This is a genomic window from Coprothermobacter proteolyticus DSM 5265 (assembly GCF_000020945.1).
In the GTDB taxonomy this organism is placed as follows: domain Bacteria; phylum Coprothermobacterota; class Coprothermobacteria; order Coprothermobacterales; family Coprothermobacteraceae; genus Coprothermobacter; species Coprothermobacter proteolyticus.
Genome location: NC_011295.1, coordinates 325,549 through 344,291, shown reverse-complemented (window position 1 = coordinate 344,291; position 18,743 = coordinate 325,549). Strand labels below are relative to the sequence as shown.

Sequence of the window (18,743 nt, the reverse complement as noted above, 5' to 3'; positions counted from 1 at the left end):
AGAATGCTCTGTTCCTTTTCTTACTCTTCAGACTGCTCAGCCGTTCTCAGCTGTGGCTCTGCCTTCAGTCCTAACCTGGTTTCCATTTTTTCTGGAGCAGTGCCACTGCACACTCGTACTCCGGTATCCAGATCAAACAGATGAGCACCAGTCATATCCATGTAAATGTCATACTCCATGCCCATGGAAACTGTGCGCACAGCAGAAACGCGTCCCACCAGCTCAAAGTCGTCCAGGGTGAAGTGTACATATGTTTCTGTACCTAGTCTTTCTGCTACATCACTAATGCAGTGCAAAACCCAGCCAGAATTCTCAATCATTCTGGCTTCGTCAGCCAAATGAACATCTTGAGGTCTTATGCCCATCAAAACTTTGTTTTTGGGATAATCCTTGAGCCCAACTGCCATGTCTGCTGTAACAGGCACTTTCAACCCGTTGTGCTTCAAGTACATTTGACCTTCTTCAGTAACAATGTCCATGGTAAGAAAGTTCATAGGAGGCGTGCCAACAAAACCAGCTACAAACTGGTTCGCCGGATAAAGGTACAGCATTTGTGGGCTATCCACCTGCTGCAAAGTACCTTCCATCATCACAGCCACACGATCACCCAAAGTCATTGCTTCCACTTGGTCGTGAGTAACGTAGATGGTCGTAGTTGGAAAATCCTTGTGCAACCTGAGTAGTTCACCTCTGGCTTGGGTTCTTAGTTTTGCATCAAGGTTGGATAACGGCTCGTCCATGAGGAAAACTTGTGGCCTTCTCACTAAAGCCCTTGCCAGTGCCACCCTTTGTCTTTGACCACCGGAAAGTTCCCGTGGCCTGCGGTTAAGCAGTTCCTTTAAGCCTAACCATCCTGCTACCTCATCGACTCTGGCTTTAATTTCTTCCTTGGGTAAACCCCTGAGCTTCAGCCCAAAACTTATGTTATCAAATACCGACATGTGCGGGTAAAGTGCATAGTTTTGAAACACCATGGCAATATCGCGATCCTTAGGATGAACATCGTTAACAACACGATCCCCGATGTAGATGGTTCCCTCAGTTACATCTTCTAACCCAGCTATCATTCTGAGCGTGGTAGTTTTTCCGCAACCGCTGGGACCTAAAAGGACAAAAAACTCACCATCTTTGACTTCCAGTGTTAAATCCTTCACGGCTACAACAGTGCCGAACTTTTTCCACACATGCTCAAGATATACCCGAGCCAATTTGTATTACCTCCTCTTTTCTACTGTGTTGGCCTGTAGGGGGTTGCCTTTCCAGGTCCAGTAACTTGTTTCATGATCTCCTGGAAGTAATGTTCCCAATCCAGTTGACTTGGCGTAGTCACGTTACCTGAAGAATGGGAATAGCCCACCATGTACAGGGCACCAAATATGAGAGCCACCAGTAAACCGACTACGAGCAAACCCTTAAGAACCTGTTTCATCTTCCCTCTCTCCCTTAACATCGAAATACCTTAAGATTTCCATGGGGAGTGGAAATACTATGGTGCTGTTCTTCTCAACAGCTATCTCTGATAGTGTTTGCAGCATACGAAGCATGACACCGACTCTGGTGGAGCCGATCACCTCAGCAGCCTGAGCCAGTTTTTCAGAAGCTTGGTATTCACCTTCAGCGGATATGACCTTCGCGCGACGTTCACGCTCTGCCTCGGCTTGCTTGGCCATGGCGCGCTTCATGTCCTCGGGTAAATCCACTGCTTTTATCTCCACACCAGTGACTCTAACTCCCCAAGGATCAGTGGCTTTGTCAAGATCCAGTTTGAGCACTTCGTTCAGCTTTTCTCGTTGGCTGAGCATGTCATCTAATTCATGGGACCCTAAGACAGAGCGCAATATGGTCTGAGCCAAAAGGGTAGTAGCTTGTCTGTAGTCTTGAACCTCTAGTACAGCCAACTTAGGATCAAACACATTGAAATAGACCACGGCATCCACTGATACTGGAACGTTATCCCGTGTAATTATGTCCTGTTTTGGAACGTCAATGGTGGTAGTACGCATTTCCACATACAACGCCCTATCAATTCCCCAAGGCAGTATGACATTTAACCCGGGTTCCAGCACTGACTGGAACTTCCCAAACCGTAGCAGCACTGCACGCTGATACTGGTTCACCACTTTCAGCATACCTGGAAGGGTAATAACAAGTATGACAAAAAGTATGACCATGCTTACAACATCGCCAGCCATGGCTCGCCAAAATCCAAGACCAGCCCAAATCAATGAGAAAACTGCCAACACGGCCAGTGTGCTTTTCTGTTTTGAAGAATAAGCCAGGATAAGCCATATAAGGAGCCAAACTATCCCAACACCTAACAAGAACAAGCTTCCAGTTCTTCCCATAACGGTTCCGGGCATTATACCCTTACCTCCTCTCTGGCACTCATATGTGGGTGCCAGAAGGACTGTTGCATTATTAGCAGTCCTCAGTTGTATTTTAGCAGAATTTCATTTAGCTGGTCGAGGTTTGTCTTCAAATCGCCTTTGAAGACACCACTTCCACTTACAATCCATTCTGCGCCTGCATTCAAAACCTGTTCCACATTTGAGCGATTAATACCGCCGTCTACTTCAACGATGTATTTATAGTCTTCACGTTCTTGCTTCCACTGATGAAGCATTTTTACTTTGCTCAGTGTTTCTGGTAGGAAGTCTTGACCACCAAAACCTGGATTAACACTCATTACAAGCACTAAATCCACCATGTGCAGTATGGGTTTTATAAGTTCCAGAGGAGTCCCCGGATTAAGAGAAACCCCAGCCTTACATCCAACGTTTCTTATTTGCTGAATGAGCCGATGAATGTGATAAGTAGCCTCTATGTGTACTGTTAAAAGATCTGCTCCAGCTTCCCTAAAGGTTTCAATGAAACGCTCTGGATTTGCAATCATGAGATGAACATCAAGGGAAAAATCACTGTGTTTGCGCAAACTTTCCACCAACGGTACTCCCATGGAAATATTGGGCACAAAATTGCCGTCCATGACATCTACATGCAAGGTATCTACTTGATATTGCTTTAATACATCCAGCTGATCCTTTAAACACCATAAATCGGCAGATAAGAGGGAAGGAACAAGTTTTCTCATCTTTTCTTTGCCTCCTCCTGTTGTTTGTCAAGAAAATAAAGGTAAGAGTTATAGCGCGATTCTGCTATGAGTCCCTTTTTAACAGCTTCTTTCACTGCACAACTGGGTTCCTTCAAATGCAAACAATCTGAGAAAAAGCAGCCTTTTGCCGTAGTCTCGATCTCTGGAAACATGCGCTGGATATCCCAAGGATTCATTGCAGGCATTTCCAAAAGAGAAAAACCAGGCGCGTCTACAACGTAAGTATCATCTAGGGGCAACAGCTCTACCCAACTGGTAGTGTGCTTACCGCGACCAACTTTAGAGATGTCGCCCACACGCACTGACGCATCTTTCCAAAGAGCCTTTACCAGACTGCTTTTCCCAACACCTGTGGGACCGCTGAAAAGCACTGTTTTTCCACGTAACCGCTCCTTTAACGCAGACAAATCATAGTACACTGACGTTACCATTACGTCATATCCCAGACTGGTGTATAAACTTGTCCAAGGCTGAATATCTTCATCGCGAAGGAGGTCGGCTTTGTGAAACAAGACCAAAACGGGTATGTTCTGTAGAGTCGCTAATCCCAGCGTAAGATCGAGATATCTTACATCACACTGAGGATTCTTGAAAGAATGCACATAAACAAGCAAATCCAAGTTTGCCACAGGGGGCCTGAGGAAATAATTCTTCCTGCCAGTTGTACGTTCAACAGATACTTCTGTATCGGTAATTGGCTCAAACCAGACACGATCGTTGACCAAAACCTTATCTTGTTCCCAAACCTTCTTTTTTACTAAACCCAAATAAACGCTGTTTTCGTAGGAAACTAACACGTTATACCGTTCTCTGCGTAGCACCCTGCCTAAGAGTAAGGCCCTCATTTTGGTGACCAGACCTCGATATCCACGGGTGTTCCCTCATAACGGTACACACCGCTGCGTGGGTTCTGTGTTTTTACAATTTCTAAATCGGTGCTTGTAGTCGCTGTGCGTTTTATATCGCCTACTTTGAGCCCGGCAGCTTCTACGCTGGAGCGAGCTTTTTCCAGCGTTAACCCGATTAGAGGAGGAACACGTACCAGTTTTGGTATACCGACCGTTATATTCACCACGTCACCAACCACGGTTAGCTTACCCGATGTTGGATCTTGGCTTTTAACAACAAAGCGATCTCCGGTCTGCACCTCTGTAATGGTTCCTATGCGTAGGTTCAAGTCCTTGATCTTGTCGATGGCGTCAGCAGCAACAACACCTACCACGTTCGGAACTTCTACCAGTTTTAACCCCTTTGAGACAATGAGTTTGACCTGTTGCCCAGCTGGTGCCAAGATGCCGCCGTCAGGGCTTTGGGCAATCACAACACCGGGAGCCACAGTCGCATATTCGTACTCTACTGAAGCAGCATATTTTGCTTTGGCAATCTCCTCCAAAGCTTGATTTACTGTTAAACCTGTAACTGTAGGAACTCGTCCCACATTCTGTGCCCCTGCAGGCAGTGTTACAAGCAAGCAAAATAACATGAGGAGTACGCTCACCTTATGGACCATTTAATATCACCCTTCCTTGTGTGCACAAAAACTCCATGAACGGACCACCCTCTAATTATTAATTCTGCATTTTCTATTTCCACATCATGGACACGCCAGTCAGTGGTAACGTGACGTTGTACCCAAGGACTCAAAACGCTACCCAATATTGCACCAAGCACTAGTGAAAGTAAAAGATTGACAAATGAGAACAAGCCAAAGACTATGGAAAACACGATGAACAATATTGCAAATACTAATCCCGTAACCACCGTCGTGGTACCGCATCGAGGATGCACAGCCAAATCTTTCTCACCACTGAGCAAGCGCCTCTTTGCCTCGTGTGCGGCCTGTAGCACCAAATACGGATCACTGACACCCTGTATGATGAACCCATTGGGGTTACTCACACCTGAAAGCTTCACGGGCACAAGCTCTTCCAATACGTGAATGGTTGCGTGTTCCAAAGCGTGGTTCTTTCTAACCTCTGGGTGAGTCAACAAGTAAAACAATTGAACAGGTGCGTTTATGAGTGTCATTATGGCCACACCTAAGAAACTTAACGGAAGGAACAGCATCAAGAAAAACATAAAGGTAAACAACGCCAAAATAGTATAAAGGAAAAATATCATAGGTTCCGCCACCTCAAGTGGAACACCACGTACCGCAAAATGCGGTACGGTTCGCCCAAAGACTCAAATATGAAACTGGGTGGTATAAGCCTTATGCGATCGGCCACTTCAGGGGAGTATTGTGCCAGAACCAACTTGGATCTGTTTAGAGCATCTGCTGAGAGTATATAACTTGTGTAATCAAGAAGGACACCTAGCACCGCGAAAAAATACAAAATCTTAGTGGCACCAAAAAAGAGCGAACAAAAGAAACCCACCAAAAAAATCCAACGTAGCACCGGCTTAGCCTTGTAGTAAACATGCCAGAAGCTACTACGCATTTGCAAAGCCTCACCCACGGCTCTGGAAATCAAATTGAGATTCCACACATTGTTGTACATGAGCATGCGTTCAGGAAAATAGACAAAATCGTTTTGCGGATCCATATAAGGAAAAACAATGTCAGGTCTAACCTTAAAACGCACAAGTGAGTTCCACGGAAGAAGTCGCGGAAACACGTCACTAAGACGCTCCGCGAGTGGTACTACTTCTCTGGACCAACTGTTATAAACGCCACTATTTATGAGAAGCACTGCTGCATAGTAGACAAAAAGTACAATACCAGGTAATATGGCCAGTAGGTTAACCACCAAACACACCCTCTTTTTCCCTAAGACCCTTTACGAACGAGGCGGCGTCCTGCTTCTTTCTTCCTTCCTGTTGTAAACTCAGTATTTCCAGCGAACCTTGTCCAGTACCAACGTAAAGACTTTCTTTTTCAGCTACATAGTGGCCTGGTGGCAGTGAGTCCTCCATGCCGCTTATGCGAACTTTGAAAATCTTCACCAGCTTTGACCCCAAAGTTGTTTTCGCCCCTACATCAGCTAAAGCACGTACCTGATTTTGTATGTCATGAGCTGGTTTTTGCCAGTCAATCCATAGCTCATCAGGAGTGAACTTTGGAGCATAAGAAGGATCTCCCAACTGTGGAAAAGCACGTAAATTTCCCTGCTTTAGCTCCAAGAAGAACTTCTTTAGCAATTCCATAGAAACATGCTGCAACTTCGGAGTAAGGGACACATAGTCATCGTCTGGGTCAATAAGTACTCGTTCCTGAAGATAAATATCACCTTCATCCATTTTTTCCGAGATCTTTATCAAGGTTACGCCTGTCTCAAGTTCGCCGCTGCAAATAGCTCTTCGTATGGGATTAGGTCCCCTGTATTTTGGTAGCAGTGAGGGGTGGATGTTTACCATGACAGGCTTATCAGCTTGGAATAATTGTTTGGGAATGTAAAAACCGAAGTCCACTACAATGGCCACATCGAATCCCTGACTAAAATACCATTCTATAAAATCGTTCTTTAGCGAATTCACCTTCACAATGGGAATCTGAAGTGCCTCAGCTACAACAGCAGGAGGCGAAGGCTGTAACTTTAAGCCTCTCCCTGAAGGGGCATCAACTTTCGTAATCAACACAATTTCATGGTTCTCTTTCTTTAGCTCCTCTAAAACTGGAAGACCGAAAGTCCCTGAGGAAAAGAAAGCTATTTTCATCGATCGTGTTCCTTTAGGAGCTCCACGACTCCTGGATAATGCAATGCCAGTGGCATAACTTCGATGCGATCCCAATCTGTGATCTTGTCGATAAACAACACACCATCCAAATGGTCTACTTCATGCTGCACCACACGACTGAGCATACCGTCAAGCTTTAAGGTGATTTTCTCGCCATAAAGATTGGTAAAACTCACTTTTATTTTCTTAAACCTTTCCACGGGACCGTAAACTCCCGGCACGGATAAGCAGCCTTCAATGTCTTCTTCTTTCTCCTTCCCCAAGGGTTCCCACCTTGGGTTGATCAGCACCTCATGGAACTCATCCAGGTCTATAACTACGAAGCGTTTAGATATACCCACCTGAGGTGCAGCCAAGCCTACGCCTTCCACCTCGTTTTCTTTCATGAGGCGGAACATGTCCTCCACAATCCTTCGATCTTCTTCAGTAAAAGACTTTACTTTTTGTGCTTTTGCTCTTAACATTTTATCCGGTATGACTCTTATGTCCACAGAAAACCTCCTAAATAACTCATTGCACATAATATGGGCAAAAAGATACCCAATAGAAAACCTATGAGCACCTGCATGGGCGTATGTACACCCAGCCGGATTCTTGACCAGCCAATAACCAAACTAACTAATAGCAGCAGCACCAAACTCCACCAACTGCTGGTGACCATGAAGAACATGGTTGCCATGGCTGAGGAAGCAAATGTGTGAAAAGAGACTTTCCAGAAAAGGTTTATAAAGCCGCATATGCCCAAGCCAATGCCCATGGTAGAAGTCAGGAATACCAACCATTTTGGGGACCAGTCCTGACGGTTAAAAATGGCGGCAACAACCATGTAAGCCAAAAACGTACAAAAATAAGGTAAAGATCTTATTTCACGTTCTATTAAGTCTCTGGTATCCGAAAACTGTCTGCTTCGAGCCACGTTGAAGGTTATGGCGGAAACCACTCCCACAGTCAGTAAGAATATAGCCAAAGAGAGCAATATGTGGCTCAACGAAAGCCCTTTTATCCACATAAGCAAAACGAACAAAAAGGTTCCCCACACCATGGGGTTCCCGAAATCAGAAATAACTTGCCATAACGTCGAAGTGTGATGAGCTCTTTCCATCTTTTACTTATTTTACCCGATTATGTTTTCTAGTAATCCTGCCTTATTCGGGGTATGATATAAGTAACTAGTCAAGAGGGGTGATGCCATGAGATCCTTTGTTCAATTCGAAAAGGAACTAGCAGCAGAATTCAGGGATAAGTTAGCAAAAACGGAGACTACCATTGAAGTTAGCGATCTTTTCAGCCAAACAGCGCAAAAGCTTCTAAGTAAAATACTGCCTGATTACAGTCCCAAAGCAGGGTTTCAGATAAAGTTTGACTCCACAAAACCCCCATATTACATTATTCCAGAGGAAATGAAAAAAGACGAACGCATAAAAGAGTTAATCGAGGGCAGCGACTTTCCTGCCATACTTGAACGGTTCGCAACGTCCTGCTACAACAGAAAAGCCCACTTAGACGAAGTGGACAAGACAAAGACATCTAAACGTCCACCTGGAACACCCAATCCGTAATCGGGTAACAAGTATAAATTCTTAATCAACAGCATAAAGAAACTGTTGATACAAAAAGTAAGGGCATCTTTACAAGCAAATGCAAGGTATCATATAATTCAATAATGAATTTGGCATTGTGGCTCTTAGTAATCTTTGTAGTTATTGTACTGCTACTTGACAAGATAGACCTTTACCTACTGTTTTTAGGTGCCACCGTATTCCTTGGCTTTATAGGGGGATTGTCTTTTGCAGATTTAAGTAAAGGCTTTTTGGAAAGCTTATTTGCCCAGCGCACAGTGGCTGTGCTGCTAACGCTATATTTAATGTCTTTGTACGAAGTGTTTTTACGCCGTAGCGGTGCTTTGGCAAGGCTGACTCACAATTTTATCAAAATGCTCGGAGATTACAGGCTAACAAGTGTTGTAATGCCTGCAATTATGGGGCTGCTCCCCTCACCTGGAGGGGCTAGATTCTCTGCTCCATTAGTAGCAGAGACATTGGAAAATTCAGTAGTATCTAACCAAGAAAAAGCTTTCATAAATTTCTGGTTTCGCCACATATGGGAACCTATCTTGCCTGTGTACCCAGGTACTTTGATGGCAGCCATGCTCATGGGCATTACACCAGGCCACTTAGCCCAAATGAACTGGTACATACCACTTTTGATGATAGTAGTTGGTTGGGTTTTGGTGTTCGGTTTCTCCTTACCTTCTGTGAGATTTCAGAACCCTTCGTGGAAAGAGGTTATCTTGGATTTGGGACCTCTCTTAGCAGTCATTGTGGCAGGCGTTACTATAAAGAATGACTTTACAGTGCCCATAGCCATACTTTTGGCTTGCGCTTTTATATACATTTTGCACGCCAAGGCGTTACCCAAGATGGGAACATTGCTTAGTGAAGCCCTGAAGTGGAAAATGCTAGCTATAATACCTGCGGTGTACTACTTTGCTAACATTTTGGAGTCCACAGGTGCCAATGAAGCTGTAGCTTCGAGTTTGAGTGCTTTACATTTACCTACAATTGTATTTTTTATAGCCCTTCCTTTTGTCGTTTCAATGATAACTGGTTTAACCCAAGCTGGTGTTGGCACCTCACTGCCTTTGCTAATCGGCCTGACAACACCTGCAAACCGTGTCGCCATGCTTAACTTGGCATTCATTTTTGCCTTCATAGGTGTAATGGCAAGCCCCACACATTTGTGTTTGATACTGTCACGGGATTACTTTGAAGCAAGAGCGGGAGCCCTTTATAACAAACTGTTCATGGCTGTGTTCGTAGTTGGTTTGTTCCCTGTTGTCCTTGCATTATTCTGAGTGCTAATGAGTGCTAATATTTAAGTGTGCTAACTAATATTACTTACCGCATTTGGGAGGTGTAAGTGTGAAAGTACTCATCACTAACGTCCAGGTTTACACAGTTTCCCATGGTGTTATTGACAAAGGCAGCGTTCTAGTAGAAGATGGTAAAATCAGCCAGGTTTCTGCAGGAGACATTCAAGTAGAAGGAGCAAATGTTGTAGATGGAAAAGGTTTGACGCTGATGCCTGGGTTCATTGATGCTCACACACACGTAGGCATTTCTGAAGAAGGTTTCGGATGGGAAGGTGCAGACTACAACGAATGGGTAGACCCTGTAACGCCCTACCTTAGAGCTATTGACGGAATCAATCCCATGGAACAGGGCGTCAAAGATGCTTTAGAAGGCGGCATAACCACCATTTGTGCTGCTCCTGGTTCTGCAAATGTCATAGGAGGCACAGCTTGCGTCTTCAAGCCCTTTGGAAAAGCCATTGACAAGATGGTTATTAAAGATCCCGTTGCATTGAAAGCTGCTACTGGCGAAAACCCCAAGAGGGTCTACAGGGACATGAAGAAGTCTCCAGTAACCAGAATGGCCACAGCATCACTGATGAGGCAGGCGCTACTCAAAGCAAAATCTTATATGGAAAAGAAAGAAAAATACGCCAATGAGCCCGAAAAGCAACCTGATTTTGACTTGGGTATGGAACATCTTTGCATGGTACTTCGTAAGGAAATCCCCATGAAGATCCATGCTCACAGGGCTGATGACATCCTAACCGCTATCAGAATAGCTAGAGAGTTCGACATAAACATAACCATTGACCACTGCACTGAAGGACACTTAGTACCTGAGGAAATTGCTGAATCCAAGTTCCCATGTATTGTTGGACCAAACTTAACCAATAGAAGCAAAGTGGAACTCATGAACAAAAGTTTCGAAACACCCGCAGTACTCCATAAACACGGCGTTCTCTTCGCTATAATGACAGATCACCCTGTTATCCCCATACAGTTCCTTCCTCTAACTGTGGGCTTGGCTGTAAAGTACGGCCTGCCATATGATGAAGGCATAAAAGCCATAACCATCAATGCTGCAAAGATCCTAGGATTGGACGAGCGCTTGGGCTCCATTGAATCTGGTAAGGATGCAGATCTAGTACTTTGGGAAGGAGATCCACTATCTGTTGACGGAAAGCCAATGTTCGTTATGGTAAACGGACAGATTGCTGTGAACAAACTCCAATAGACAAATAGATAAAAAAGAAAAGGGACGGTGGGGGTAACCGTCCCTTTGTAGGTGTGGTGAGGAAAGGAGGTGGGTGAGATGCCAGGGGTATGCATCTCACAGGGAGGCTTACTCGGAAGATATACTTCCGTTCTTCGATAACTATCATACCGCAAAGGGCTGCGTATAATTCTTAAATCATTGTTAAGAAATGCGCTCAATCAGCAGGCCTTGGGTGCATAAAAGAGGTCTCAGGCTGGTAAATATCATAAGTAGAAGCGTAAAGGAACTAGTAAATGCAGGAGGTGCAATTATGGCCAAGATCATAGGAATAGATCTGGGAACATCAAACTCTTGTGCCGCAGTTATGCTGGGTGGCAAACCTACAATCATTCCATCTGCCGAAGGAACTACCATGTACGGCAAGACAGTGCCATCGGTTGTTGCATTCACTAAAGATGGTCAAATACTCGTGGGTGAACCAGCCAGAAGGCAGGCAGCCATGAACCCCGAAGGAACTATAACGGGCATAAAGAGAAAAATGGGCACACGGGAAACTATCCAGGTTTTCGGTAAAACATACACGCCTGAACAAATTTCAGCTTTTATTCTACAAAAGATAAAGAAGGACGCGGAGGCTTTCTTAGGAGAGCCTGTTAGCAAAGCTGTCATAACCGTACCTGCTTATTTTAACGATGCCCAAAGACAGGCCACAAAGGATGCAGGTGCCATTGCGGGCTTGGAAGTTGTCAGACTTATTAACGAGCCCACGGCAGCTGCTTTTGCATACGGCTTGGACAAAGCGAACCAAGAACTGAAGATCATGGTTTTTGATTTTGGTGGTGGTACGCTGGACGTGACCATTATGGACTTTGGTCACGGAGTGTTTCAGGTAGTTTCCACCAGTGGCGATACACAGCTAGGCGGACGTGACATGGACAAAGTGCTCATGGATTACGTTCTTGAAGAGTTTCAGAGAGAATCGGGAATCGATTTGCGTAATGACAGAATGGCAATGATCAGGGTCAATGAAGCTGTGGAGAAGGCAAAGATTGAACTATCCTCAGTTTTAGAAACTGACATATCCCTACCATTCATAGCAATGAAGGACGGACAACCAGTTCATCTTCAAATGAAAGTAACCCGAGCAAAACTAGAGCAATTGGTGAGACCCATCGTAGAAAAAACTGCTGGGCCCATTGAACAGGCACTAAAAGATGCTCAATTAACACCCAATGACATAGACAAGATTATTCTCATAGGTGGACCTACACGTATGCCCATCGTGAGAGATTTTGTTGAACAGTTCATGGGAAAACCAGTGGAAAGAGGCATCGACCCCATGGAAGCTGTAGCAATGGGCGCTGCAATACAGGCTGGTATAATCGAGGGAACCGTTAACGATATTGTACTGGTGGATGTTACCCCACTATCACTGGGTGTAGAAACGGTTGGTGGCATCATGACTACGCTGATCCCTAGGAATACACCTATCCCAGTAACAAAATCAGAAATCTTCACCACAGCAACAGATTTCCAAACCAGTGTGCAAATACATGTGCTCCAAGGAGAAAGGCCACTGGCAAAGGACAACTTATCTTTGGGGCAATTCATCCTAGATGGTATACCACCTGCACCACGTGGTGTGCCACAAATAGAAGTCACCTTTAGCATTGATGCTAACGGTATCTTAAGCGTAACGGCAAAAGACAAAGCCACAGGAAAGAGTCAGCAAATCACCATCACCAACAGCACACGCTTGACTGAAGAAGAAATCGAGCGAATGCGGAAAGAGGCAGAGATGTACGCTGACGAAGACCGCAGACGTAAGGAAGAAATTGAAACAAGAAACCAAGCTGACACATATGTTTATCAAGCCAGGAAACTCTTAAAGGAAAATGAAGGGAAGCTCCCCGATGACATCGTCAAAGAGATAACAGAAAAGGTCGATAACTTAGAGAAAGCCCTAAGAGACAATCAGCCGGCAGAACAGCTAAAACAGCTCATGGAAGATGTAATTACCGCCATGGGAAAGGCAGGTGCTTATTTGTACCAGAGCGGTGGTGGACAGCAGCCCGGAGGAGATGGCAGTGATAACACCACCGATCAAGGGCCACAAGGAGAAGTCCACTAATGAAGGATTACTATGAAATTCTTGGTGTACCGGAAGACGCATCAGTAGATGAAATCAAGAAAAAGTACCGAGAACTGGTAAAACAATACCACCCTGACTTAAACAAGGGTGACGAGGAAGCCGCTAAGCGCATGGCGGAAATAAACGAAGCGTACCAGGTTCTCACCGATCCAAAGAAGAGGGCTGAGTACGACGCCATGCGCAAAGGTGGCGTTGGCTTTAGTTCTGAGTACTACAGGCCAGGACAGGGTTTTGATTTCTTTGACTCCATATTCCGTGATTTCTTTACTGACTTTCCTTTCGGATCTTCTTTCTTCAATAGAACTGCCACTAAAACAAAGCCGAGGGGCACTGACATAAACTTGGAAGTAACGCTATCACTCAAAGACGTTGTAACAGGCTGCACAAAGTCGCTACGTTTCTTCCGTGATGAACTCTGCGAAGAATGCCATGGCACAGGTGCCAAAGATGGCAAGACAAAAACCTGTGAAAGATGCCACGGCACTGGTGTAGTGGAAAACAGACAGAGTACACCTTTTGGTGTATTCATCACCCAAACCACGTGTCCCACGTGCCATGGTGCAGGTTCAGTGCCTGAACAAGTCTGTCCAGTGTGCCATGGTACTGGTGTGGTTAAAAGGCAGAGAACCTTGGATTTGCAGATTCCACCTGGCATAGAAAATAACGATGTGATTACATTAAAGGGACAAGGCAACGCCGTAAAAGATGGCGCAAGCGGAGACATTAACGTCACAGTGAAGATAATTATCCCTCCACCATGGCGCAGAAAAGGAAAGGATCTTTACACGGAAGTGCACGTGCCTTATTACCATGCCATATTGGGTGGAAAGATTAAAGTGACCACTGCCACAGGGGAAGAAAAGGAGCTACTCCTTGAACCAGGAACACAACCAGACCAAGAGTACATTCTGGCTAACGAAGGCGTTCCTGACAAAAGCGGTCGTTACAGAGGAGATTTGCATGTAACCATTAAGGTGGATTTGCCGTCAAAACTAAGTCCTCAGGAGCGTAAGTTCCTTGAAGAGATACGAAAACTCCACGAAGGTGACAACAAGAAGAGGTTTGGCTTATTCAACTAAAAACGGGAGCGCCCTTAACTGGGGCGTTCCCCATGTTCAAGTATTAGCAGTCAACAACTCATCAAATCGAAGTTTTTCGATTTAGTCTTCTTTTCCCTCTTCTTCTGCCAGTTCTTCTTCGATTTCTACTACCTGTTCACTGATCATATCTTCTGCTTTCTTTGTTAGCTCTTGAGCCTTTTCTTTTAGCTGTTCAGCTTTCTCGAGAGTTTTTTCCTTAAGACTAAGAGCTTTCTCTTTAACTACTCCCCTCATTTCAGCTCCCGACATGGGAGCTAAGAGAAGCCCACAAACAGTACCGATCAAAACACCAGCGGCAAACAAGCCCGCTACCCGAAGAGTATCACGGATATCATCCATATTTTCCCCTCCTTTGTTTCGCTTCATATTTGATGAAGCCAGACTTTTACTACTCTTTTTCTTCTTCATGTTCCTGGCACTCTTCACACTCTTCATCTTCTTCGCACCATAGGCATTCATTCTCCATTTTGCAGCGAGCTAACAGAGTCAAAGCACCTTGAATTATGGCGCCGAGCAAGAGTCCAGCAAAAAACGGACCCCAACAGGAACAACTTCTCTTTTCAACCGTCTGGTCACCTCTTGCCATAAGCCTGCCTAATAACATGCCAAACACCCCCTTTGTATTATTTTACCTTCTTACCTTTGCCGATGTGCAAGAACGATAGAACGGACGGGAGCACCTTCAAAGCAATCGTTGTCCAATTTGGTCTTACCACATATGGAAGGACTGCGCTGAATTGTTTTAAGTTGGACGTAATTTGCTTGACTTCTTCGGAAGTCTCACTGGCATTTCTTAAGATTTCCGGAACCTCTGTAGCCGCGCTGCTGGTAATCTGCTTTATGTCCACCTGCAAATCTTCTAAACTCTTTTTTATTTCGTCACCATACTTCCTTAAAGCTTGAAGAATTAAAAAGAGAAACACAATTAGCGTAACGGCAAATACCCAAAGCGGAAAAGCGATAAAAAACACTTGCCAATTTGTCAACATCATGCCTCCCCTCTTCAAAGAAACCCGCCGTGCCGTAAAGGGCCAGAAAGCTGCGTCCCTGTCACACAGGTGGGTGCTTCCCTCCTGCTACCTGAGCAGTAGCAGGATTCGAGCTCCCAAGACGCATTTGTTGGATGCACTTCTGCCCCTGCTTACGCACACGGCAGGTAATAACATTATACCATCAAAATTACATTCTCAATATTACGCTTTCCCTATTCATAAATTTGCTTATGACAAACGCCAGAAGTACAGCTACAGCCACATCTATGAGAAGAGCAGCGCCTACCAAGGGCCATACAACGCTGCCAATGATGACATTATATGTAACTGCAGAAGCATTGACAATGGGTACGAAGAAAACCCAGGCAGGCATGGTTGAAGCATTGGTAAACGCCGGCATGAGTATGAAGATAAAAGGCAGAATCACCATGCCCATTTGTCCCAAATAAAGCTGAGCTTCCCTCATGTTGCGGCTGTACATGGAGATAATAAACTGAAGAGCACCACCTGTTAGGGAAAGCAAAACTGCGCCTATGATCATGGCCCAGATACCAGCACCCCAGATGGCAAGTGCTGAACCTCCAGTGGCAAGGCCTAAGCCCATGTCGAAATGGGTCATAGCATAGGAGTAGGAAAACGTGAAGGAAAGCAGTGAAATGAGTGTACCCATGCAGTTTAGGGCGGACAAAGCAAGCCACTTGCCCATAGCAATAGAGAATCTGGATACGGGTGTAGCCAGCAAGCTCTCCAGTGTGCCTCGCTCTTTTTCACCTGCTCCAATATCTGTTCCGAGGTACACGTTTCCCACAAAACCACTGGTAAGCATGACCAGTGAAACCAGATAGGCCAAGAAGAACTTGGCAAAAGCCATAGGCTCCCCTACTTGTTTACTCTGCACCACTACCAAAGAAAAAACGTCCTCATTTATGCCCTTTTGGCTCAAGTAATCTTTGATGCGCTGCTCCCTATAAAGAGGAAGAATACTGTTAAGGTAACTAGCTGCACTATCTCCACTGGTACCTGAGGCATACGACGTAACTACAACAACCTTAGATTGAGACGATGTGTATTCTTCAATGAGTCCCACGTCCGCCTCTTTTTCCAAAACTGCTTTTTCCACATCCTGGACTTCTATGACTTCTAATTTAGCTTGACTTAGAAATGATCGAAGTTCCTGGCTCCCTTGGAAAGCTACCGTAAAGCCATCTGCATTTTGCTTTTCCACCGTTCTCCCTTCAAAATAGAAGATGCCAAGCACAATGGCAGGAACGAGAACTGCTGGAAGGAGTACACTCATTATGAGCGTACGTCTATCCCTGAAGGCCTCCTTAATTTCCTTTTTCATGACAGCAAAAATGGATTTCATTCCTTCACCACCTTCATAAATGCTTCTTCCAAGTTACTACTCTGAGTTCGCTTTTTAAGTTCTTCAGGCGTTCCCTCAGCCACTATGAGGCCCAGGTTGATTATGTACACATAGTCACACAGTAGCTCTACTTCATTCATCAGATGTGTGCTTAATAGTACAGTCTTCCCAGCTTCTTTCTGCTGCTCCACAAATGTTCTAACCGCTACAGTGCTGGGAACATCCAATCCAGCTGTTGGCTCGTCAAGGATCAGAACAGGGGGATCATGAATAACGGACCGCACCAAGTTAATCTTCTGTGCCATCCCCTTGGAGTAAGTTCCAGCCTGCCGCTTCCCGTAATCAATTTCAAGCAGTTTGTAGAGAAACTGCATCCTTTCTAGAGCTTCGCCCCTGGGCACATCGGCAAGATCTGCAAAATAAAGCACGTTCTCGTCACCGCTAAGTCGACGGTAAAGACCTGTATTCTCAAGAACCACACCCAAAGATGCTCTCACTTTGTCTGACTCTCTTACAACATCGAAACCATTTACTGTGGCAGTACCACTTAGGGGCTTGAGAATGGTGCTTAAGATTCTTATGGTGGTGGTTTTCCCAGCTCCGTTTGGGCCTAAAAGCCCTGTCACTTTTCCGGGTTCGCAGTGGAAAGAAATACCTTTGAGCGCTTGAACCTGGCCGAAACTCTTTCGTAGCTCCCGAACTTCAATCACTTCGGCGCCTCCTTTACAAAAAAAACCTGGACAATGTATAAAGTACTACTAGTGCTTTGTGATAATTATATCACACATACTAAGGCATAAACTAATTCACAGAACTACTTTTGCGGAAATACGAAACGAGCAACAAGGAAAGAGAGAGACAAGATGACTACCATTAAAGGAGAAACTGGTAAGTTCCAGTAAAATGCCAGGATCAAACTAGCTACCCCAGAAACGGCTATTAAAACCATGGATATCTTCCAGGATGTGTGGTAGGAATCTGTCAACTGTAATGCCACAGCACCCGGGATCACCAGTAGTGCTTCCATCATGAGCGTGCCTACTGCTCTTATGGTGACCGTAATGTAAAAGGCCAAGAGAACTGAGATGACAATCTTGAGCATCTTTACAGGCATACCCACCACGGAAGAATATTCTTCGTCAAAAGTGGTACTTAGTATTTCCCAATAGTGCCTTACAAAAAAAACTACAAGCAGCAACGTAGCGACCGACGTGAGCATAATATCAAAAGAATCAACGCCCAACATGGAGCCGAAAAGTAGACCCATAACCGTAGAAACCTGCCCCGGAACAAAGTAGGAAAGTATGAGCCCGAAGGCCAAGATAAAGGTAAAAGCCACAATTACTGAGTTAGCGCTAGATACTCTCTTTCCTTCAATTCTTTGAGACAGCAAAGCTACAAGCATGCCTGTTAAAATGGTCCAAAGCCACGGAGCTCCAAGTAGAATTCCTATAACTCCGCCTGTGAAAGCTGCATGCCCAATGCCTGTACCCAGTACTCCCAGATCGCGCAAGTTCACCAATATGGTGAGCAACCCCAAACCGACTGAGAGAAGCATGATTTCTAGCAGGGCACGTTGAACAAAATCAAAGCTAAGCATGATCTTTCAGCTCCCATCCTTCAAAGCTTATGGTAAGGCACTTGTTCACAATCCGACTGATCCCTTCCACGTCGTGCGAAACCAATATGAAAGCATTGCCTTTTTCTTTTTCTTGAGCAAGAATCTCATAGAACCTTTCGGTAAAGGCCGGGTCTAAGTTGGAAGTGGGTTCGTCCATGATGGTTAGTATTGGCTCGTTAACAAAGGCACGTGCGATCAATAGTCTTTGGAGCTGACCACCCGATAGTTTTCTCAAAGGGGTGTTGGGATCATCGAACCCGAATCTATTAAGCACAGACCGGATTACATCGTCAAGGGTACTTGAGCTTAGCATATTTAGCCGGAGTTTGTTTACAAGGGACACGTAAATCACGTCTCTAAGGTTCACCGGAAAGGAAAGGTCCACCGTTGTGCGTTGAGGTACATACCCCAGTCTAATTCTTTTCTCGGGTTTCACTTCTTCCATCTTTTCGCCAAGAAAGCTCACGGAACCAGATAGCGGAGGTATGAGACCAAGAAGAGTACGCACCAGCGTACTTTTCCCTGCTCCGTTCGGTCCTACAATACCTAAGCAGTCACCTTCTCTTACAAAGAAACGCAAATTGCTAACCAACGGCTTCTCATAGCCCACAGATAAGTTTTCCACGGACAATATGATTGAGTCATCAAACAT

23 protein-coding genes and 1 other RNA gene are annotated in these 18,743 nt (G+C 45.0%); 5 read left to right on the top strand and 19 right to left on the bottom strand.

Translation table 11 applies throughout. The features are described 5' to 3' along the window. Nucleotides 1–20 precede the first annotated feature (20 nt). The 11 genes from COPRO5265_RS01705 to COPRO5265_RS01655 all read right to left on the bottom strand — a co-directional run bounded on the left by COPRO5265_RS01705 (nucleotide 21) and on the right by COPRO5265_RS01655 (nucleotide 7,892). Nucleotides 21–1,208, bottom strand: a complete 1,188-nt coding sequence (locus tag COPRO5265_RS01705; protein ID WP_012544041.1) for an ABC transporter ATP-binding protein — start codon at nucleotides 1,206–1,208, stop codon at nucleotides 21–23. A gap of 20 nt (nucleotides 1,209–1,228) precedes the next feature. Next, nucleotides 1,229–1,429: a hypothetical protein gene (locus COPRO5265_RS01700; protein WP_012544541.1), complete on the bottom strand. Its 201-nt coding sequence runs from the start codon at nucleotides 1,427–1,429 to the stop codon at nucleotides 1,229–1,231. Next, nucleotides 1,413–2,360, bottom strand: a complete 948-nt coding sequence (locus tag COPRO5265_RS01695; RefSeq protein WP_012543907.1) for a slipin family protein — start codon at nucleotides 2,358–2,360, stop codon at nucleotides 1,413–1,415. The genes COPRO5265_RS01700 and COPRO5265_RS01695 overlap by 17 nt, the downstream gene beginning before the upstream one ends. A gap of 68 nt (nucleotides 2,361–2,428) precedes the next feature. Continuing rightward, nucleotides 2,429–3,091 carry a ribulose-phosphate 3-epimerase gene (gene rpe / locus COPRO5265_RS01690; protein WP_012544797.1) on the bottom strand — a complete coding sequence of 221 codons (663 nt, stop codon included), beginning with the start codon at nucleotides 3,089–3,091 and terminating at the stop codon, nucleotides 2,429–2,431. Beyond that, nucleotides 3,088–3,957, bottom strand: coding sequence for a ribosome small subunit-dependent GTPase A (gene rsgA, locus COPRO5265_RS01685; protein ID WP_012543969.1), 870 nt, complete (start codon nucleotides 3,955–3,957; stop codon nucleotides 3,088–3,090). Before rsgA ends, rpe begins: the two co-directional genes overlap by 4 nt. Continuing rightward, the gene (locus COPRO5265_RS01680) at nucleotides 3,954–4,622 is read right to left on the bottom strand and encodes a PASTA domain-containing protein (protein ID WP_143708082.1); all 669 of its coding nucleotides are present in this window, start codon (nucleotides 4,620–4,622) and stop codon (nucleotides 3,954–3,956) included. Before COPRO5265_RS01680 ends, rsgA begins: the two co-directional genes overlap by 4 nt. Further along, on the bottom strand, nucleotides 4,607–5,233 hold the full coding sequence (locus COPRO5265_RS01675; protein ID WP_041735571.1) for a DUF6391 domain-containing protein: 627 nt from the start codon (nucleotides 5,231–5,233) through the stop codon (nucleotides 4,607–4,609). The genes COPRO5265_RS01680 and COPRO5265_RS01675 overlap by 16 nt, the downstream gene beginning before the upstream one ends. Continuing rightward, complete coding sequence (locus COPRO5265_RS01670; RefSeq protein WP_012543658.1) at nucleotides 5,230–5,862, bottom strand: hypothetical protein; 633 nt, start codon at nucleotides 5,860–5,862, stop codon at nucleotides 5,230–5,232. The genes COPRO5265_RS01675 and COPRO5265_RS01670 overlap by 4 nt, the downstream gene beginning before the upstream one ends. Further along, nucleotides 5,855–6,769, bottom strand: a complete 915-nt coding sequence (locus tag COPRO5265_RS01665; protein WP_012544300.1) for a methionyl-tRNA formyltransferase — start codon at nucleotides 6,767–6,769, stop codon at nucleotides 5,855–5,857. Before COPRO5265_RS01665 ends, COPRO5265_RS01670 begins: the two co-directional genes overlap by 8 nt. Then, complete coding sequence (def, locus tag COPRO5265_RS01660) at nucleotides 6,766–7,281, bottom strand: peptide deformylase (protein WP_012543912.1); 516 nt, start codon at nucleotides 7,279–7,281, stop codon at nucleotides 6,766–6,768. The genes COPRO5265_RS01665 and def overlap by 4 nt, the downstream gene beginning before the upstream one ends. After that, nucleotides 7,272–7,892 carry a phosphatase PAP2 family protein gene (locus COPRO5265_RS01655; protein WP_012544613.1) on the bottom strand — a complete coding sequence of 207 codons (621 nt, stop codon included), beginning with the start codon at nucleotides 7,890–7,892 and terminating at the stop codon, nucleotides 7,272–7,274. The genes def and COPRO5265_RS01655 overlap by 10 nt, the downstream gene beginning before the upstream one ends. Nucleotides 7,893–7,980: 88 nt before the next feature. Here COPRO5265_RS01655 and COPRO5265_RS01650 point away from each other — a divergent pair, with 88 nt between their 5' ends. From COPRO5265_RS01650 to COPRO5265_RS01630, 5 genes are all read left to right on the top strand, one after another. Next, nucleotides 7,981–8,349 (top strand): hypothetical protein, encoded by a 369-nt coding sequence (locus COPRO5265_RS01650; protein WP_012544094.1) that lies wholly within the window; start codon nucleotides 7,981–7,983, stop codon nucleotides 8,347–8,349. Between the two features lie 104 nt (nucleotides 8,350–8,453). Continuing rightward, nucleotides 8,454–9,644, top strand: a complete 1,191-nt coding sequence (locus COPRO5265_RS01645) for a DUF401 family protein (protein WP_012544728.1) — start codon at nucleotides 8,454–8,456, stop codon at nucleotides 9,642–9,644. A gap of 67 nt (nucleotides 9,645–9,711) precedes the next feature. Then, complete coding sequence (locus COPRO5265_RS01640) at nucleotides 9,712–10,878, top strand: amidohydrolase (protein ID WP_012543905.1); 1,167 nt, start codon at nucleotides 9,712–9,714, stop codon at nucleotides 10,876–10,878. A 292-nt stretch (nucleotides 10,879–11,170) separates the two neighbouring features. Beyond that, nucleotides 11,171–12,991 (top strand): molecular chaperone DnaK, encoded by a 1,821-nt coding sequence (gene dnaK, locus COPRO5265_RS01635; RefSeq protein WP_012544548.1) that lies wholly within the window; start codon nucleotides 11,171–11,173, stop codon nucleotides 12,989–12,991. Then, nucleotides 12,991–14,091 carry a DnaJ C-terminal domain-containing protein gene (locus COPRO5265_RS01630; protein ID WP_012543663.1) on the top strand — a complete coding sequence of 367 codons (1,101 nt, stop codon included), beginning with the start codon at nucleotides 12,991–12,993 and terminating at the stop codon, nucleotides 14,089–14,091. The genes dnaK and COPRO5265_RS01630 overlap by 1 nt, the downstream gene beginning before the upstream one ends. A gap of 81 nt (nucleotides 14,092–14,172) precedes the next feature. Here COPRO5265_RS01630 and COPRO5265_RS01625 read toward each other — a convergent pair whose 3' ends face one another. The 8 genes from COPRO5265_RS01625 to COPRO5265_RS01595 all read right to left on the bottom strand — a co-directional run bounded on the left by COPRO5265_RS01625 (nucleotide 14,173) and on the right by COPRO5265_RS01595 (nucleotide 18,743). Continuing rightward, on the bottom strand, nucleotides 14,173–14,451 hold the full coding sequence (locus tag COPRO5265_RS01625; protein WP_012544217.1) for a YtxH domain-containing protein: 279 nt from the start codon (nucleotides 14,449–14,451) through the stop codon (nucleotides 14,173–14,175). A gap of 49 nt (nucleotides 14,452–14,500) precedes the next feature. Further along, the gene (locus COPRO5265_RS01620) at nucleotides 14,501–14,716 is read right to left on the bottom strand and encodes a hypothetical protein (protein WP_012544168.1); all 216 of its coding nucleotides are present in this window, start codon (nucleotides 14,714–14,716) and stop codon (nucleotides 14,501–14,503) included. Nucleotides 14,717–14,735: 19 nt separating this feature from the next. After that, a complete protein-coding gene (locus COPRO5265_RS01615) occupies nucleotides 14,736–15,104 on the bottom strand; it encodes a DUF948 domain-containing protein (RefSeq protein WP_236608229.1) in 369 nt (122 codons plus the stop codon). Nucleotides 15,105–15,118: 14 nt separating this feature from the next. Continuing rightward, nucleotides 15,119–15,274, bottom strand: a non-coding RNA gene (ssrS, locus tag COPRO5265_RS07460) — 6S RNA. A 17-nt stretch (nucleotides 15,275–15,291) separates the two neighbouring features. Beyond that, nucleotides 15,292–16,470, bottom strand: coding sequence for an ABC transporter permease (locus tag COPRO5265_RS01610; RefSeq protein WP_012544778.1), 1,179 nt, complete (start codon nucleotides 16,468–16,470; stop codon nucleotides 15,292–15,294). Next, nucleotides 16,467–17,180 (bottom strand): ABC transporter ATP-binding protein, encoded by a 714-nt coding sequence (locus COPRO5265_RS01605; protein WP_012543939.1) that lies wholly within the window; start codon nucleotides 17,178–17,180, stop codon nucleotides 16,467–16,469. Before COPRO5265_RS01605 ends, COPRO5265_RS01610 begins: the two co-directional genes overlap by 4 nt. Nucleotides 17,181–17,284: 104 nt before the next feature. Then, nucleotides 17,285–18,070 carry a metal ABC transporter permease gene (locus COPRO5265_RS01600; RefSeq protein WP_012543738.1) on the bottom strand — a complete coding sequence of 262 codons (786 nt, stop codon included), beginning with the start codon at nucleotides 18,068–18,070 and terminating at the stop codon, nucleotides 17,285–17,287. Then, nucleotides 18,063–18,743 carry a metal ABC transporter ATP-binding protein gene (locus COPRO5265_RS01595; RefSeq protein ID WP_012544382.1) on the bottom strand — a complete coding sequence of 227 codons (681 nt, stop codon included), beginning with the start codon at nucleotides 18,741–18,743 and terminating at the stop codon, nucleotides 18,063–18,065. The genes COPRO5265_RS01600 and COPRO5265_RS01595 overlap by 8 nt, the downstream gene beginning before the upstream one ends.